The organism is Algiphilus aromaticivorans DG1253 (assembly GCF_000733765.1).
Lineage (GTDB): Bacteria > Pseudomonadota > Gammaproteobacteria > Nevskiales > Nevskiaceae > Algiphilus > Algiphilus aromaticivorans.
Window position 1 is genome coordinate 3,622,316 of record NZ_JPOG01000001.1, and the last position, 14,274, is coordinate 3,636,589.

Annotated in this window: 19 protein-coding genes and 1 pseudogene; 18 read left to right on the forward strand and 2 right to left on the reverse strand. The window is 64.8% G+C overall.

Annotated features, from left to right (window positions below; genetic code table 11):
* The first annotated feature begins 214 nt into the window (after nt 1-214).
* The 10 genes from U743_RS16855 to U743_RS16910 all read left to right on the forward strand — a co-directional run bounded on the left by U743_RS16855 (nt 215) and on the right by U743_RS16910 (nt 8,769).
* Nucleotides 215-1,339: an NAD(P) transhydrogenase subunit alpha gene (locus U743_RS16855; RefSeq protein WP_043770046.1), complete on the forward strand. Its 1,125-nt coding sequence runs from the start codon at nt 215-217 to the stop codon at nt 1,337-1,339.
* Nucleotides 1,340-1,352: 13 nt separating this feature from the next.
* A complete protein-coding gene (locus U743_RS16860; protein ID WP_043770049.1) occupies nt 1,353-1,658 on the forward strand; it encodes an NAD(P) transhydrogenase subunit alpha in 306 nt (101 codons plus the stop codon).
* A 10-nt stretch (nt 1,659-1,668) separates the two neighbouring features.
* Nucleotides 1,669-3,084 (forward strand): NAD(P)(+) transhydrogenase (Re/Si-specific) subunit beta, encoded by a 1,416-nt coding sequence (locus tag U743_RS16865; protein WP_043770051.1) that lies wholly within the window; start codon nt 1,669-1,671, stop codon nt 3,082-3,084.
* 211 nt (nt 3,085-3,295) lie between these two features.
* Nucleotides 3,296-3,949, forward strand: a complete 654-nt coding sequence (locus U743_RS16870) for a GNAT family N-acetyltransferase (protein ID WP_198022093.1) — start codon at nt 3,296-3,298, stop codon at nt 3,947-3,949.
* A complete protein-coding gene (locus tag U743_RS16875) occupies nt 3,946-4,530 on the forward strand; it encodes a YdeI/OmpD-associated family protein (protein WP_043770054.1) in 585 nt (194 codons plus the stop codon). The genes U743_RS16870 and U743_RS16875 overlap by 4 nt, the downstream gene beginning before the upstream one ends.
* A 154-nt stretch (nt 4,531-4,684) precedes the next feature.
* Nucleotides 4,685-5,050 (forward strand): GNAT family N-acetyltransferase, encoded by a 366-nt coding sequence (locus U743_RS16880; RefSeq protein ID WP_198022094.1) that lies wholly within the window; start codon nt 4,685-4,687, stop codon nt 5,048-5,050.
* Nucleotides 5,051-5,337: 287 nt separating this feature from the next.
* Complete coding sequence (locus tag U743_RS16885; RefSeq protein WP_043770058.1) at nt 5,338-5,976, forward strand: glutathione S-transferase family protein; 639 nt, start codon at nt 5,338-5,340, stop codon at nt 5,974-5,976.
* A gap of 500 nt (nt 5,977-6,476) precedes the next feature.
* Nucleotides 6,477-6,902 (forward strand): GNAT family N-acetyltransferase, encoded by a 426-nt coding sequence (locus U743_RS16895; RefSeq protein WP_198022095.1) that lies wholly within the window; start codon nt 6,477-6,479, stop codon nt 6,900-6,902.
* 170 nt (nt 6,903-7,072) lie between these two features.
* On the forward strand, nt 7,073-7,882 hold the full coding sequence (gene bla, locus U743_RS18400) for a subclass B1 metallo-beta-lactamase (RefSeq protein WP_084191842.1): 810 nt from the start codon (nt 7,073-7,075) through the stop codon (nt 7,880-7,882).
* A 131-nt stretch (nt 7,883-8,013) separates the two neighbouring features.
* A complete protein-coding gene (locus U743_RS16910; protein ID WP_084191633.1) occupies nt 8,014-8,769 on the forward strand; it encodes a Crp/Fnr family transcriptional regulator in 756 nt (251 codons plus the stop codon).
* A gap of 66 nt (nt 8,770-8,835) precedes the next feature.
* On the opposite strand, the pseudogene U743_RS18920 reads toward U743_RS16910, so the two are convergent.
* Nucleotides 8,836-9,015 (reverse strand): annotated as a pseudogene (locus U743_RS18920) (DUF1328 domain-containing protein); the annotation flags it as partial.
* 118 nt (nt 9,016-9,133) lie between these two features.
* Between U743_RS18920 and U743_RS16920 the strand changes: the two are divergent.
* The 6 genes from U743_RS16920 (at nt 9,134) to U743_RS16945 (ending at nt 13,012) form a co-directional block, all read left to right on the forward strand.
* Entirely contained in the window at nt 9,134-9,349 is a 216-nt protein-coding gene (locus U743_RS16920; protein ID WP_043770073.1) for a CsbD family protein, read from the forward strand.
* Between the two features lie 10 nt (nt 9,350-9,359).
* Nucleotides 9,360-9,521, forward strand: coding sequence for a hypothetical protein (locus U743_RS16925; RefSeq protein ID WP_198022096.1), 162 nt, complete (start codon nt 9,360-9,362; stop codon nt 9,519-9,521).
* A 139-nt stretch (nt 9,522-9,660) separates the two neighbouring features.
* Entirely contained in the window at nt 9,661-10,344 is a 684-nt protein-coding gene (locus tag U743_RS16930; RefSeq protein WP_043770079.1) for a TVP38/TMEM64 family protein, read from the forward strand.
* Nucleotides 10,345-10,369: 25 nt separating this feature from the next.
* Complete coding sequence (locus U743_RS16935; RefSeq protein ID WP_052368331.1) at nt 10,370-11,149, forward strand: endonuclease/exonuclease/phosphatase family protein; 780 nt, start codon at nt 10,370-10,372, stop codon at nt 11,147-11,149.
* Nucleotides 11,146-12,402 carry a cardiolipin synthase ClsB gene (gene clsB / locus U743_RS16940; protein ID WP_084191634.1) on the forward strand — a complete coding sequence of 419 codons (1,257 nt, stop codon included), beginning with the start codon at nt 11,146-11,148 and terminating at the stop codon, nt 12,400-12,402. Before U743_RS16935 ends, clsB begins: the two co-directional genes overlap by 4 nt.
* Nucleotides 12,403-12,490: 88 nt before the next feature.
* The gene (locus U743_RS16945) at nt 12,491-13,012 is read left to right on the forward strand and encodes a class IV adenylate cyclase (protein ID WP_043770081.1); all 522 of its coding nucleotides are present in this window, start codon (nt 12,491-12,493) and stop codon (nt 13,010-13,012) included.
* Here U743_RS16945 and U743_RS16950 read toward each other — a convergent pair.
* Nucleotides 13,009-13,323 carry an HPF/RaiA family ribosome-associated protein gene (locus U743_RS16950; protein ID WP_043770083.1) on the reverse strand — a complete coding sequence of 105 codons (315 nt, stop codon included), beginning with the start codon at nt 13,321-13,323 and terminating at the stop codon, nt 13,009-13,011. The two genes, U743_RS16945 and U743_RS16950, sit on opposite strands and share 4 nt — an antisense overlap.
* 223 nt (nt 13,324-13,546) lie before the next feature.
* Here U743_RS16950 and U743_RS19815 point away from each other — a divergent pair, with 223 nt between their 5' ends.
* Together U743_RS19815 and U743_RS16955 are read left to right on the forward strand one after the other, a co-directional pair.
* Nucleotides 13,547-13,852, forward strand: coding sequence for a cytochrome b/b6 domain-containing protein (locus U743_RS19815; RefSeq protein WP_198022097.1), 306 nt, complete (start codon nt 13,547-13,549; stop codon nt 13,850-13,852).
* Entirely contained in the window at nt 13,780-14,241 is a 462-nt protein-coding gene (locus U743_RS16955; protein ID WP_198022098.1) for an anthrone oxygenase family protein, read from the forward strand. Before U743_RS19815 ends, U743_RS16955 begins: the two co-directional genes overlap by 73 nt.
* The last annotated feature ends 33 nt before the right edge of the window (nt 14,242-14,274 follow it).

The following is a 14,274-nucleotide window of genomic DNA, read 5'->3' on the forward strand; positions in this document are numbered from 1 at the left end:
TCGCTCGAACTCGCCTGCGTTGCGGAGCGCAACGTAGACTGCGCCGTGTTTTCGGGCATTGCCCTCGACGACGGTGTAGCGGTCACTCGTCACGGCAAGCTATTTGCCCGCGCGTTTGATTACTATTTGTCCGCACGCGTAGACTCGCGCGCTCTTCGCTGCGCGTTTGCATTCAGCGCGTACCGATTCTGATGACAACGAGGGAGTCCCCAAAATGACGGTGAAGATCACCGCGCCCAAGGAAACGCGGGCCAACGAGCGGCGCGTCGCGGTGGTACCCGCGGTAGGCGCCAAGCTCGCGAAACTGGGCGCCGAAGTAAGTATCCAGACGGGCGCAGGAGACGCTGCCCGTGTGCCGGATCAGGCGTACAAGGATGCCGGCATATCGGTCGGCAAGCTCGAACTCGGCAAGGCCGAGATCGTGTTGAGTGTGCAGCCCCCGAGCCCCGCTGACATCAAGAAGATGAAGGAAGGCACCGTGCTGCTGTCCTTCGTCTACGCCAATCGAGAGCCGGAAACCGTCAAGGCGCTGGTCGAGAAGAAGATCACCTGCTTCGCCATGGAGCTGGTGCCGCGCATCACGCGCGCGCAGGCCATGGACGCGCTGTCGTCGCAGGCCGCGCTGGCCGGCTACTACGGCGCGCTGCTGGCCGCCACCAACCTCAACCGCATCCTGCCGATGATGACCACGGCGGTCGGTTCCATCCGCCCGGCCAAGGTGCTGGTCATGGGCGCCGGCGTGGCCGGCCTGCAGGCCATTGCCACCGCGCGCCGACTGGGCGCCATGGTCGAGGGCTACGATGTGCGCAGCGAAGTGGCCGAGCAGGTCGAGTCGCTGGGCGCCAAGTTCGTCGACACCGGCGTCTCCGCCGCCGGCGAAGGTGGCTACGCGCGCGAGTTGACCGACGAGGAGAAGGCCAAGGCCGCCGAGGTGCTGACCAAGCACATTCAGAACGCCGACGCCATCGTCACGACTGCCGCCATTCCCGGCAAGGACAGCCCCAAGATCATCTCCGAGGAGCAGATCAAGGGCATGAAGCCGGGCGCGGTCATCATCGATCTGGCCGCCGAGGGCGGCGGCAACACGCCGCTGACCCAGCCGGGCGAGACCGTCGAGGTGGGCAGCGTGAGCATCGTCGCGCCGTTGAACATCCCCAGCCTGCTGGCGGAGCACGCCTCCGAGCTCTACGCCAAGAACCTCCTCAACTTCCTGGAGCTGATCGTCGAAGAGGGCGAGCTCAAGCTCAACTGGGATGACGAGGTCGTCGCCCAGTCGTGCCTGACGCACGACGGCGAGATCAAGAACGAAGCGGCCAAGTCGGCCGTGGAACAGGGATAACCGGGAGCCGATCATGGATGCCACTACCGCTATCACCGGTTTCGTCGCGCTCTACATCTTCATGCTCGCGGCCTTCACCGGTTACGAGATCATCGGCCGCGTGCCGGCGATCCTCCACACCCCGCTGATGTCGGGCTCGAACTTCGTGCACGGCATCGTCGTCGTCGGTGCGATCTGGGCGCTGCTCAACGCCGGCACGCTGCTGGAGCAGGCCATCGGCTTCTTCGGCGTGCTGCTCGGCGCCGGCAATGCTGCCGGCGGCTACGTCGTGACCGACCGCATGCTGGACATGTTCAAGTCCAGCGACAAGCAGGAATAAGGGGAGCCCCATGTCCGTCAATTTCCTCATCGCGGCGTCCTTCTTTGTTGCGACGCTGCTCTTCATCTACGGCCTGAAGCGCATGGCCAGTCCGGTCACCGCGCCTTCGGGCATCAAGGTGGCCGGCTGGGGCATGGTGCTCGCCGTGGCCGCCGCCTTCCTCTACGCCTTCGACGTTCGGCCGGCCGCCGAGGACAATCTCGGCATCAACCTCTTCCTCGCGCTCATCGCGCTGGGCATCGGCGTCGGCTGGGCCTGGAAGAGCGGCAAGACGGTCGCCATGACCGCCATGCCGCAGATGGTCGCGCTCTACAACGGCATGGGTGGCGGCGCGGCCGCGGCCATCGCCGCCATGGAGCTCTACTCCGGCAACGCCCAGCACTACGGCGCGGCCGTCACCGTGCTGGCGCTGCTCGGTGGCCTCATCGGCTCGGTGGCGCTGTCCGGCTCCATCGTGGCCTGGGCCAAGCTCGACGGGCGCCTGAACAAGACCATCCGCTTCGGTGCGCAGCAGCTCATCAACGGCAGCCTGCTGCTGATCGCGGTGCTGCTGTCTCTCTACGTGCTCTCGGTGGGCGAGACCGGTACGCCGGGGCTGTCCATCACGCTCTTCTTCATCGTTTCGCTGACGCTGGGCGTACTGCTGACGACCCCCATCGGCGGCGCCGACATGCCGGTGGTCATCTCGCTGTACAACGCCTTCACCGGCCTGGCCGTCGCCTTCGAGGGCTTCGTGCTGCAGAACCCGGCGATGATCATTGCCGGTACCGTCGTCGGCTCTGCCGGCACGCTGCTCACGCTGCTCATGGCCAAGGCCATGAACCGCTCCGTCAAGAACGTCATCTTCTCCAACTTCGGGGTGGAAGAGGACAGCGGCGAGGGCATCGAGGGCACGATGAAGTCCATGGAGGCCGGCGACGCCGCCATCTCGATGTACTACGGCTCCAAGGTCATCATCGTTCCCGGCTACGGCCTGGCCGTCGCGCAGGCACAGCACAAGCTCTACGAATTCGTGAAGCTGCTGCAGAAGAACGGCGTGGAAGTCAGCTTCGCGATTCACCCGGTGGCGGGCCGTATGCCGGGGCACATGAACGTTCTGCTGGCCGAGGCCGGTGTCCCCTACGACATCATCTACGACCTCGAAGACATCAACGAGGAGTTCGCGCTGGCCGACGCTGCCATCGTCATCGGCGCCAACGACGTCGTGAATCCGGCGGCCCGGACCAACAAGTCCAGCCCCATCTACGGCATGCCCATCCTCAACGTCGACAAGGCACAGCAGGCCTACGTCGTCAAGCGTGGCCAGGGCAAGGGCTACAGTGGTGTCGAGAACGAACTCTTCTTCGCGGACAACACCCACATGGTCTACGGCGACGCGCAGAAGGTCATGGTCTCCATGATCGAAGCGGTGAAGTCGCTGGGCTGAGGCCAGCCACAAGCGGTCACCGAAAGGGCGGGCCGGAGACGGCCCGCCCTTTCTTTTCGCGGCTCGATAAATCGCATGAGATCAATCCCGCTGCGGTGGGCTATCCCCGGCCATAGCCCGTAGATTTGCGCTCTACCACCGCGCGGGGCAGTCTCTGCTTTTGGACCGCTCTCGACAGTCGTGGTCTTCTCCTGGCTAGCCGCTGTTATGCGTGAAAGAGGGCACGGTGGTCGTTGCAGAAACAGAAAGATTGGTGATCCGAGCGCTGTCGGCACAGGACGTGCCGGTACTGGCCGTGGCGCTCGCCGACCCGTCCGTCATGCGCTACTCGCTTCGTGGTGTTCTCAGCGAGGCGCAAACAGCGGAGTTCATTGAATGGTGCATCGGTCTGTACCGCGAGCGCGGCTACGGCCCTTGGGCCCTGGTTGAGAAGGACTCGGAAGCGCTCGCCGGCTTTTGCGGCCTGAGCCCCGAGCTGATCGAAGGCACCGAAGAGGTTCAAGTCGGCTATCGACTCGCTCCGCAGTTCTGGGGACGCGGGCTGGCCGCCGAGGCGGTGGCGGAAGTGCTGGTCCTCGGCTTCCAGCAGTTTGCTCTGCCGGTTATTGCGGCCATCGTCGAGCCGGAACACACGGCCTCTGTGCGGGTGCTGGAGAAGAGCGGCTTCAAGTCCTTCGAGCGGAAGCGGTTTCACGGCCGCAATGTTCGGATTTATCGCCAGTGGCCGGCCTGCGCCGCCCCGGCTTCTCACAACGGTAGCTGCGACCCGACGGGCTTCCCTGCTGGCGCTCTCGAGTCAGCAGATCAAGTGGGACGTTCGGTCGACATGGAATTGAGGTCCGCTCCGTTCGGAGGAGCGCTATGAGCCATCAGAGTTCGGAGGTTGATGCGTTTGTGAGCCGGACGAAGAGCTGGCAAGGAGAAATCCAGGCGCTGAGGTCAATCCTTCTCGATTGCCGACTCGGAGAGGCGCTGAAGTGGGGGAAGCCGTGCTTCATGTTCGAGGGCAAGAACGTCGCCATCATCCAGCCTTTCAAAGAACATTGCTCGTTAATGTTCTTCAAGGGCGCATTGATCCAAGACGTATACGGCCTGCTTCGCACCCAGGGCGAAAACACGCAGTCCGCGATGCGGTTGGAGTTCACTGGTAAGGACCAGATCAAGACGGCCGTCGTGAAGGCCTATGTTGAGCAGGCCATTGCGGTGGAACAGGCCGGGCTAGAGGTCGACTTCAAGGCGAAGAACGAGTTGGAGCTTCCGGAAGAGCTCGTCCGGATCCTGAACGAGGACAGCAAGCTGGCGAAGGCCTTCCAGGCGCTGACTCCCGGGCGACGGCGAGGCTACGTTCTGCATTTCACAGGCGCGAAGCAGTCGAAGACGCGTATCGCCCGGATCGAAAGGTCTATCCCCAAGATCCTCGCGGGTGTGGGCATCAATGATCGCTAGCAGTGCGCTGCTGTCGGAGAGGGCGCCGCGTTTCAATCTTTCCGCAACATGCAGCGCCGGCTTGCGGCATGACACCGATGCACGAGTGAAGTATTTGGTCCGCTCGGCTTGTAGTTCAGACTACAAGTACTGCTACAGGCTCACTAGGCGGAACATGTTCGCGCTGTTCTGCCGTCATTGGGGCGGATGGGTGCCGGCCGAATTCCGCAAGAGTTTCAATCCGGACAATGTCTCCATGGTGATCATGAATGGGCGACGGGTCGGCTATATGAGCGTGAGGCGCGATGACCAGGGCATATATGTTGAAAATATCCAGTTGTCGCCTTCATTGCATGGCAAGGGGGTTGGAACCGAGCTCCTCGGCCGGCTTTTGAGTCTTCACGAAGAAGAGCTTGTTCGGCTTACGACCTTTAGGGATAACCCCGCAAGACGCTTGTACGAGCGGCTGGGCTTTGTCGTAACAGAGCGCGATGGCGAAACGCTCCGGATGGCTAGGTTCTCCGACAAAGCGAGCGCGTAGTGGCGAAAGCTATGGGCTACGGGAGAAGCATGCGGAATAATTCCGCCCCCGTGCCGCCCCTGGGTTCCGACACGCCTGACACGACGCGTCTCCCACCCATCCTTTTCGCCGCGATCAGGAGCGTCGAGCGAGTCTGGCCGTCAGACGATCAACGCTGCGCGTGTCGATCTGGCAGCCCGTCCTTCGACTAGAGGAGCAAGCACGGTGAGCAGAGCCAGTCGCAAGTTGGCGCTCGCTGCGCCCTGCCGGAAACGTCTGCGAATGACACGGATGAAAGGAAGCGCTGAATGCCCGAACTGATCCTCACCACCTTCGATTGGGTTCCCGAGATGCCGCGCGGCTATGTGCGTGACCTGCGTGTGCGCTGGGCCTTGGAGGAAGCCGGGTTGCCCTACCGCGTCATGAGCGTGCCGTTTCGCGATCGACACGCAGAGCATTTCTCGCATCAGCCTTTCGGGCAGGTGCCGTGGCTGACCGACGGCGATATCTCGATCTTCGAGAGCGGGGCGATCCTGCTCCATTTGGGCGAGCGCAGCGATGCACTGATGCCCGCCGATTCGCACCGTCGCAGCGAGGTGATCGAATGGCTCTTCGCCGCGCTCAACTCAGTCGAGGCCGCGAGTCTGCCGTGGTCTCTGTTCAAGTTCTCCGGCGACGTCGCGGAAACGCCGGGGCGCAAGCATCTGGACGAGTTTCTCGAGGCGCGGCTTCAGCACATGGAGACGGTGTTGGAGGGGCGCGAGTGGCTAGCCGGAGCCTTTTCGGTAGCCGACATACTCATGGCCGATGTGCTGCGCCTTGTCGATCGCTTCGATGGGCTGGCGGGATATCCGGTATGTGGCGGCTACGTTGCGCGTGCCACCGCTCGCCCCGCTTTCCTGAAGGCGTACGCGGACCAGATGGCCCATTTCGCTGCGGCGGACTGAGAATGGCGGTGCATTGTCGGGGGGTGGCTCGCGGAAAGCCGCCTTGTACCCGGACTGGTCCGTGCGTCGTAGACCGAGGTTGAGCTCGGCGTTACGCGATGCCCAACCTGCCCAATGGAGGGATTGCCGGAAGCATATGCATAACATCTCCCCTTCGGTGTTGTATGGACCTCTCCTCGCTGGTTGTGCGGCACCTTCCATGCGCTCCGGCATGACTGCTGACGAGGTCCCCATGGGTCAAGTTCGGCTCCGCCAGATCCAGGATCGGTATCTCGAAACCAGCGTAGTTGTTCCCGGCCACGGCGCACCCGGAGGGCCAGAGCTGTTTGATCACGCCATCGCCATTGTCGAAGCGCACCGGGAATTGCGGTAGGCGATTGGTCTCGAATAATCAGCGTCTAGAGCCGCGGCGGGTCGCTCCGGACCGGTACCTTTGCGCTCAAATGAAATGGGGGGCGCCCCCGTATACGCTGATCGACTGAACGACAAGGAGCGGCTTCGTGGAGATCGGGATAGGGGTTGCCGAGTCCGATGTACAGCTTGAAAGCGCCGCGGCCGTGCTTCTCGAGCTGCGGCCCGCTTACGGCAAGGCGGAGTTGCTGGAGCGAGTGCGGGAGCAGATGCGGCACGGCTATCAAATCGCCTGCGGCGAATCCGAGGGCGAGATCCTCTGTGTCGCGGGATTCGTTATCGCCCGCAAGCTGGCCTGGGGAAGGCATATGTATGTCGATGACCTGATCACCGCAGAGGCGCATCGCGGCAAGGGGGCGGGTACCGCGATGATGCGCTGGCTGAAGGCGCACGCACGGCAGACGGGCTGCGAGCAGCTGCATCTCGACTCCGGCGTCAGCCGCTTCGGCGCTCACCGCTTCTATCTGCGCGAGGGCTTCGCTATCAGCAGCCATCACTTCGCGATGACACTCTGATCGGCCCGCGGTGTGCTCATGAAGCTTCCGCGTGGCCGCGCGTGTCGATTGCTGGGCACTGCAAGCGACCAGTTCTGCATCCCCATGCATCGCTGCATCCGAGCGCGTAACACTTTCCTGCCGGTAGCCCCCTGCGTCCCGGAATGATGCTCATTTTGTACAGAGGGCTCATGCGAGACATCCCAACTTGGACGTTGTATGCGGTGATATGTGTCGCCATTCTCCTTGCCGGTTGTGCGACGCCTTCCGCGCGCCCCGACATCGCGGCCGATCATCCCGGGATCTCCGATGTCCCGGTCGGCGAAGTCCGTCTTCACCAGCTCCATCCCGACGTCTGGGTGCATGTCTCGACCTGGCGATTCGATGACGGGACGGTGTATCCCTCGAACGGTCTTATCGTGCGTGACGGCGAGGGGCTTCTGCTGATCGATCCGGCTTGGGGCGAGGCGGCGACGGCCGCGTTGCTGAGTGCGATCGACGCGGAGATCGGCCGCCCGGTCCGCCGTGCCATCGTCACGCACTTTCACGATGACCGGGTTGCTGGAACGAATGTGCTGGAGCGTCGCGGCATCACCGTGCAGGGAACACCGCATACAAGGCAGCTGGCGGAGAAGGCGGGCAACGCCGTTCCGGCCGATACGTTCGCGGGGCTTGCCGAGGTCGGTAGCGTAGTTCCGGTCGGACCGGTCGAAGTCTTCTACCCCGGAGCGGGGCATACCGAAGACAACCTCGTCGTATACGTCCCCGAGGCGGCGTTGTTGTACGGCGGATGCGCCGTCCATGAGGCCGCACGTGAGAATGCCGGGAACATTGAGGACGCCGACCTCCGCTCGTGGTCGGACGCGATCCGGCGTATCCAGGTGCGCTACCCCGACACCGTGATCGTCGTACCCGGGCACGGCGCGCCCGGCGGAGCGGAGCTGCTCAACCGCACCATCGCCATCGTCGATGCGCATCGGCGAGGGGCAAAGGGCGGCTGATCGCGGAGCGGCAAATAGGGAGGCGGCTGGCGAAATAGCGCGCTGCGTGCTCCGATTGCCTTTAGGCTGGAGTTCAGCCGGCGCGGGCCAACATGGACCCTGGCTCATGGCGCACAGGGAACGGGGATTGTATGGCGCAGAGTTGCATTATCAAGCATTTCCGGGACTTTGCTGAGCTCACGCGACGGGAAATCGAGCTGTTGCGGACGCTGGAGCGGGATCAGCGGTCCTACGCGGCCGGAGAGACGTTGCGTGCCAGCGGGGACCCGGCGGCGGTGTTCTTCACGCTGACCGATGGCTGGGCCTGCGCGAGCCGCTGTCTGGCTGATGGGGAGCGGCAGGTGATGGATGTGTTTCTGCCGGGGCAGGTGATGGGACTGCGCGAAATCGGCTACGACCACGCGCTATCGGATTTCGTGGCGATCACGGATATCCAGGCCTGCCCGTTCCCGAAGGCGCGATTGACGGAGGTCTTCGACAGCGCGCCGCGACTGGCGGATCTCTTCATGCTGACGCTGGCGCGCGATCAGTCGATCCTGCTGGAGCGGGTCGTGAACCTTGGCCGGCGCTCGGCGGAGGAGCGGGTCGCGCACTTCCTGGTGGAGATGAAGACCCGCGTGGCACCCGATGCGCCGAGCTTCCAGCTGCGCATGAAGCAGGGTGTCATCGGCGATGCGCTCGGGCTTTCCGCTGTGCATGTGAGCCGCACACTGCGGGCGCTCAGCGATCGGGGGTTGATATCGAAGACCGGAAAGACGGTCCGTATCGACGACCTGCAGGCGCTGATCGAATTCTCGGACTTCAACCCGACTTATCTGCAGCGCAACGTCCGCTGGGCCCGCCAGAGCGCGGCCGAGGGCGCGGAAGCGCTGGCCGTGAACCGATGAAGCGCGGCGATGCCGCGGGCGCGGCCATGGGTGTCGAAACTGCGCCCGGGGTCTGTCGAAAATCTTCTAGACAGGCGGTCGTCGGCCGGTAACGGCGAATACGATGGCGAGCACGATGCCGACGACGAAGAGGATCCAGGCAATGTTGGTGGCGGTGCCGGCGATGCCGGTAAAGCCGAGCACACCGGCGATGAGACCGACAATCAGAAAGATGAGTGCCCAGGAAAGCATGGCGGTTCCCTTCTTCTTGGAGTGTTGGCCGACAGTAGCGGCTGGCGGATTGACCGGGCATTAACCCAGGTTAATGCTGGTGACTTGAAGAATTCGCAGGATAGCCCGCTCAATACATGTCGAAGGAGGGTCCATGAATCGGGATCAACTCGAAGGCAAGTGGGACGAGGTCACCGCCAAGATCAAGCAGGAATGGGCGGATCTAACCGACGATGAAGTACGCCGCGCCGAAGGCAACATCGAAGAGCTGAAGGCGCGGATCCAGCAGAAGTACGGCGAGACACGCGAAGTCGTCGCCGAGAAGATCAATCGCATCATGGAGGGTGTGAAAAATGACAGTGCTCAATAAGCTCCGTAGCGTGAGCGATCTCCGCATGTTGGCTCTGGCGCTGATGCTTGGCGCCGGTTCTGTCGTTCTGCTCACCGGCTGCGAGTCGGACGGCCCGGCCGAGGAGATGGGCGAATCCATCGACGAAACCGCCGAAGAGGCCGGTGACGAGATGGAAGAGGCGACGGACTGAGGGCCGCTTCTTGCGTCCGGTCGCTGCGGATAGCGGCCGGGCGGCCGGGGGCTCCTTTCCGCGGCGGTTGCCCGTGCGTCGGTGCAGCGCCGCTTTACTGTCTGCATTTCGGCTGCAGCCGAATGCTCGGAAATCCCCCTTGACGGCGCTGCCTGACAGGAAATGGCTCGGCCTTGCCGCGCTGACGGTGCTGTTGCTTGGTCTGACCGGCCTGTGGCAATGGACGCCTCTGGGCGAATGGGCGAATTCGGAGAAGCTGTCCGGCGAGCTGGAAGCGCTGGCGCGCAGCCCCTGGGCGCCGGTGACGCTCGGCCTCGTGTATCTGGCCGCCGCGCCGGTGATGTTTCCGGTCATGGCGCTCAATCTGGCGCTGATCCTGGCCATGGGGCCATTCTGGGGTATTGGCTACGCACTCTATGGAAGCCTGCTCGCCGGGCTGGCGGCCTTCTGGGCTGGGCACAGCCTCGGGCAGCGCGCGTTGGCTCGGCTGCGCAGCGATACGGTGGACAAGGCGCTGCGCGTGGTGCGCGTAGGCGGCCTGCCGGGCCTGATCCTGCTACGCATCGTGCCGCTGGCGCCCTACCCTGTGGTGAATGTCGTCCTCGGTGCCGGCGGCATTGGCACCGGGGTTTTCGTCACGGGTACGCTGATCGGCGTGCTGCCGAGCCTGATCCTGATGGGCGTTGTCGGCTTCCAGCTGCGCCAGGTGCTGCAGGATCCGAACGCGGGCGGCATAACCGTGCTCGTCGGTCTGGCGCTGGGCTGCGTGGCGCTGGCGGCGTGGTTGCACCGGCGCCTGTCCGCTCGGCTCGCCGACAGTTGATGCGGGTGTTAAGGCGGGCGCTGGCATGGTCGCCGGCTCATGCTCCGGCAGGGAGGCGTGTATCCGTTTGCTGACACTGAACATGCACAAGGGCTTCTCGGCATGGCGCCGTCGCTTCGTGCTGCACGAGCTGCGCGAGGCCATTCGCCTTTCCGGAGCGGATGTTGTGCTGCTGCAAGAGGTGCTGGGCGCGCACCGCGAACTCTCCACGCGCTGGGAGCGCTGGCCGGACCAGGGCCAGTACGAGTTTCTTGCCGACACCGTGTGGTCCGCCTATGCCTATGGCAAGAATGCGGTCTACCCGGAGGGGCATCACGGTAACGCCGTGCTGAGCAAGTTTCCCATCACGCATTTCCGCAACCACGACGTCTCTGTGGCGGACGAGGAAAAGCGCGGCCTGCTGCACTGTGTGCTGGATGTGCCGGGCTGGGCGCGACCGCTGCATGTCATCTGCGTGCATCTGGGCCTTTCCGAGGCGCAGCGGCGCGAACAGCTGCAGCGGCTGTGCGCGATGGTCGGTGACGAGATTCCTGCGAAGGACCCGCTGGCGGTGGCCGGCGACTTCAATGACTGGCGCCAGCGCGCGCACGCCGTACTGGCGGATGGCGCCGGCCTGCGCGAGGTCTTCGTGGCGGCCCTCGGCCGGGCGCCGCGCACCTTTCCGGTGTGGCTGCCGCTGCTGCGGCTCGACCGCATCTACGCACGCAATCTGAAGGTCGCGCGGCCACAGGTTCTCCACGGGCGGCCGTGGAGCCGGCTGTCCGATCACGCGCCGCTGACGCTGGAACTGGCGGCCGTTTCATGAACCATCCCCACGACTGGAGCGAGGGCAACACTCTCACCCTGCTGGAGAACGGGGAGATGTTCTTTCCTGCCGTCTTCGCCGATATCCGGGCCGCGCGCGAGGAGGTCATCCTGGAGACCTTCATCTGGCTCGACGACGCCATCGGCCGGGCGCTGCGCGAGGCGCTGCTGGAGGCGGCGTCGCACGGGGCGTCAGTGGATGTCACGGTGGACGGGCACGGTTCGGCGACGCTGGGTAAGGATTTCATCAAGCCGCTTACCGATGCCGGCGTTCGGCTGCACGTCTTCGGGCCGATGCCGCCCAAGCTCGGCATGCAGCCGAATCTGCTGCATCGCCTGCACCGCAAGATCGTGGTGGTCGACCAGCGCATCGCACATGTTGGCGGTATCAATTTCTCCGACGCGCACATGTACTACTACGGCGCGGAGTCGAAGCAGGATTACTCCGTCAGGGTCGAGGGGCCGGCGGTCGACGGCATCCGCGCCTTCTGTGCCGAGGCCATCGGGGCATCGATGAACAAGCGGCGCAGCAGCCTGCGGCGGCTGATGTGGCGCGTACCGACGGACTGGATGCGACCGCGGGCCAGTGCTCAGGCGCTCTTCGTCACTCGCGACAATGACCGCCACCGGCATGACATCGAGGCCGTGTACCTGATGGGACTGCGCAGCGCGCGGCGCGACATCATCATCATGAACAGCTACTTCTTTCCCAGCCAGCGCTTCCTGCGCGCGATGCGGCAGGCGGTACAGCGCGGCGCGCGGCTTCGGCTGGTGCTGCAGGGGAACCCGGACAAGGGCTACGTCAAGTTCGCCGGCCAGACGCTCTACGACTATCTGCTCGACATGGGCGTGGAGATCTGGGAGTACACCGAGCGCCCATCGCACGCCAAGGTGGCGGTCGTGGATGACGCCTGGGCCACTGTCGGCTCCAGCAATCTCGACCCCTTCAGCCTGTCATTGAATCTGGAAGCGAATCTCGTCATCCGCGACAGCGCCTTCAACCGTGCGCTGCGCGCCAGCCTGGAGCACCTGCTGCGCCGGCACGCGCGCCGGGTGGAGCGTGTCGAGGTGGCGCGGCGCCACCCGCTGTGGCGCGTGTGGCGCTGGCTGGCCTTTCACCTGCTGCGCTACTTTCCGAGACTGGCGCGGCTGTTTCCGGTCAAGACCTCGCGGGTGGCCACCATCGAGCAGCCGCACAGCGATCTCGGCTCTGGAGAGCGCAGGATCGGGCACGTCGAAGAGTCGCGCGACTGACCTCTGGCGGTTCCCGCGGCTGCGACGGTGCGCGACAGGCGCGATGATGCGCGGACGGCGGCGGATGCCGGCACCAGCGGGAGGCAGCGTGGCACGCAATATCGAGATCAAGGCGCGCGCGCGGGATTTCCCGGCACAGACCGCCATCGCCACGCGTCTCGCGGATGGGCCGCCCGTGCGCATCGAGCAGGAGGACACCTTCTTCCACGTGCCGCACGGCCGGCTCAAGCTCCGGCAATGCGGCGATGGCAGCGGCGAGCTGATCCAGTACGAGCGCGAGGACGCGGCGGGTCCGAAGACCGCCACCTACCGGCGCGTGCCGGTACCCGACCCCGGTGCACTCAAGGACACGCTGGCGGCCGCGCTCGGCGTCCGCACGGTCGTACGGAAGACGCGAACGCTCCTGCTCGTTGGCCGGACGCGCGTTCATCTGGATGAGGTGGCCGGGCTCGGATGCTTCCTCGAGATCGAGGTGGTGCTCGGCCCGGAGCAGAGTGCTGAAGACGGCGCCGTCACCGCGAAGGCGCTGATGGCGGCGCTCGGTATTGCCGCCAGCGATCGGGTCGCGGGTGCCTATGCGGATCTTGCGCTGCGGGAAGCGTCTGGCTAACCACGCTCGCCGCGCTTGCCGAGCTGCTTCTCCAACACCTTCTTCAACCGGTCCGCGCTCAGGCTGATGCCTTCGTAGGCGTCCTCCGTGGTCGACTCGGCCACAGCCGGCTGCAGGCCGCGCGGGCGCGCCTCAAGCTTGCAGTGTTTGTCCGGACCGCCCTTGGGGCCGTTGATGTCCTTGAGATGCACCTCGATCCGTGTCAGCCGGTCGCCGAAGCGCTTCTCCAGCGCTTCCAGCTTGTCGTGGATGTGTTGCTCCAGCGCCTCCGAGAGTGTGATGCCATCCGCTGGATTGATTTGTACCTGCACGCGGTGCCTCCTTTATCTGTGAATGCGGCGGGGCCGACATGCCGTCGGCCCTCTCAAGTCGACTGCCCAAGGCCGGGGCGAGTTCGCGCGGATACTGTCGCGCACCAGTGGCACGCGGTTAAGCTGCCCCGAAGCCGGTCCTTCATGAAAGTCGGAGGGCATGTGTCGATTCAGGACAACACGCGACGCTATGGGCGGATCAGCCGTGTCCTACACTCGGGGCATGCCGCTGTTCAGCGGCTGGGAAGACGAGAGGGAGATCGCCTGGACGATCGCGCCCGCCAACCTTCTGCACGGACGGCTCGGCTGGGCGCTGCTGGCGGTCATCGCCGGCCACATCACCATGGCCGTCTGGCATCGGCGCGCGGCCGATCAGCCCGACGTGTTGCCGCGCATCTGGCGGAAGCCCTGGACGCAGCTCGGGTATAGAAGGACGTGCTCGGATCGCTGCTCCCGATGCTTTCGCTGCTGCTCTGCCTCGGTGCGGCGACGGTGGGCGGCGTCTTTTTCGCTTTCTCCTCCTTCGTGATGCGCGCCCTCGGCCAGCTGCCACCGGAGGCCGGCGTCGCGGCCATGCAGCGCATCAACGTCGTCGTGCTCAATGCCTGGTTCCTCGGTGCCTTCCTCGGCACCGCGTTGCTGGCATCGCTCGCCGCGGTGACCGCGCTGCAGGTGTTGCCGGCGCCCGAGGCCGCGCAGCTGCTGGTCGCGGCGCTGCTGTATCTGGTCGGCCCGCTCGCGGTCACGATGCGCTGCAATGTCCCGCGCAACGAGCGGCTGGCGCGTATGGAGGCGGCCTCCGCCGAGGCCGCGCAATACTGGCCGCTCTATAAGCGCGAATGGACGCGCTGGAACCACGTCCGCACGGTCGCATCGCTGGCTTCTGCCACCTGCGCTGCCGGTGCGTTGATTGCCTAGAATTGCGCACTCGATCGGGAGTGCCGCGCAACT

What these genes read in the sequence shown, in the direction of transcription:
- U743_RS16855 (WP_043770046.1), top strand. Translation starts at nt 215, where the DNA reads ATGACGGTGAAGATCACCGCGCCCAAGGAAACGCGGGCCAACGAGCGG.
- U743_RS16860 (WP_043770049.1), top strand. Translation starts at nt 1,353, where the DNA reads ATGGATGCCACTACCGCTATCACCGGTTTCGTCGCGCTCTACATCTTC.
- U743_RS16865 (WP_043770051.1), top strand. Translation starts at nt 1,669, where the DNA reads ATGTCCGTCAATTTCCTCATCGCGGCGTCCTTCTTTGTTGCGACGCTG.
- U743_RS16875 (WP_043770054.1), top strand. Translation starts at nt 3,946, where the DNA reads ATGAGCCATCAGAGTTCGGAGGTTGATGCGTTTGTGAGCCGGACGAAG.
- U743_RS16880 (WP_198022094.1), top strand. Translation starts at nt 4,685, where the DNA reads ATGTTCGCGCTGTTCTGCCGTCATTGGGGCGGATGGGTGCCGGCCGAA.
- U743_RS16885 (WP_043770058.1), top strand. Translation starts at nt 5,338, where the DNA reads ATGCCCGAACTGATCCTCACCACCTTCGATTGGGTTCCCGAGATGCCG.
- bla (WP_084191842.1), top strand. Translation starts at nt 7,073, where the DNA reads ATGCGAGACATCCCAACTTGGACGTTGTATGCGGTGATATGTGTCGCC.
- U743_RS16910 (WP_084191633.1), top strand. Translation starts at nt 8,014, where the DNA reads ATGGCGCAGAGTTGCATTATCAAGCATTTCCGGGACTTTGCTGAGCTC.
- U743_RS16920 (WP_043770073.1), top strand. Translation starts at nt 9,134, where the DNA reads ATGAATCGGGATCAACTCGAAGGCAAGTGGGACGAGGTCACCGCCAAG.
- U743_RS16935 (WP_052368331.1), top strand. Translation starts at nt 10,370, where the DNA reads ATGGTCGCCGGCTCATGCTCCGGCAGGGAGGCGTGTATCCGTTTGCTG.
- clsB (WP_084191634.1), top strand. Translation starts at nt 11,146, where the DNA reads ATGAACCATCCCCACGACTGGAGCGAGGGCAACACTCTCACCCTGCTG.
- U743_RS19815 (WP_198022097.1), top strand. Translation starts at nt 13,547, where the DNA reads ATGCCGCTGTTCAGCGGCTGGGAAGACGAGAGGGAGATCGCCTGGACG.
- U743_RS16955 (WP_198022098.1), top strand. Translation starts at nt 13,780, where the DNA reads ATGCTTTCGCTGCTGCTCTGCCTCGGTGCGGCGACGGTGGGCGGCGTC.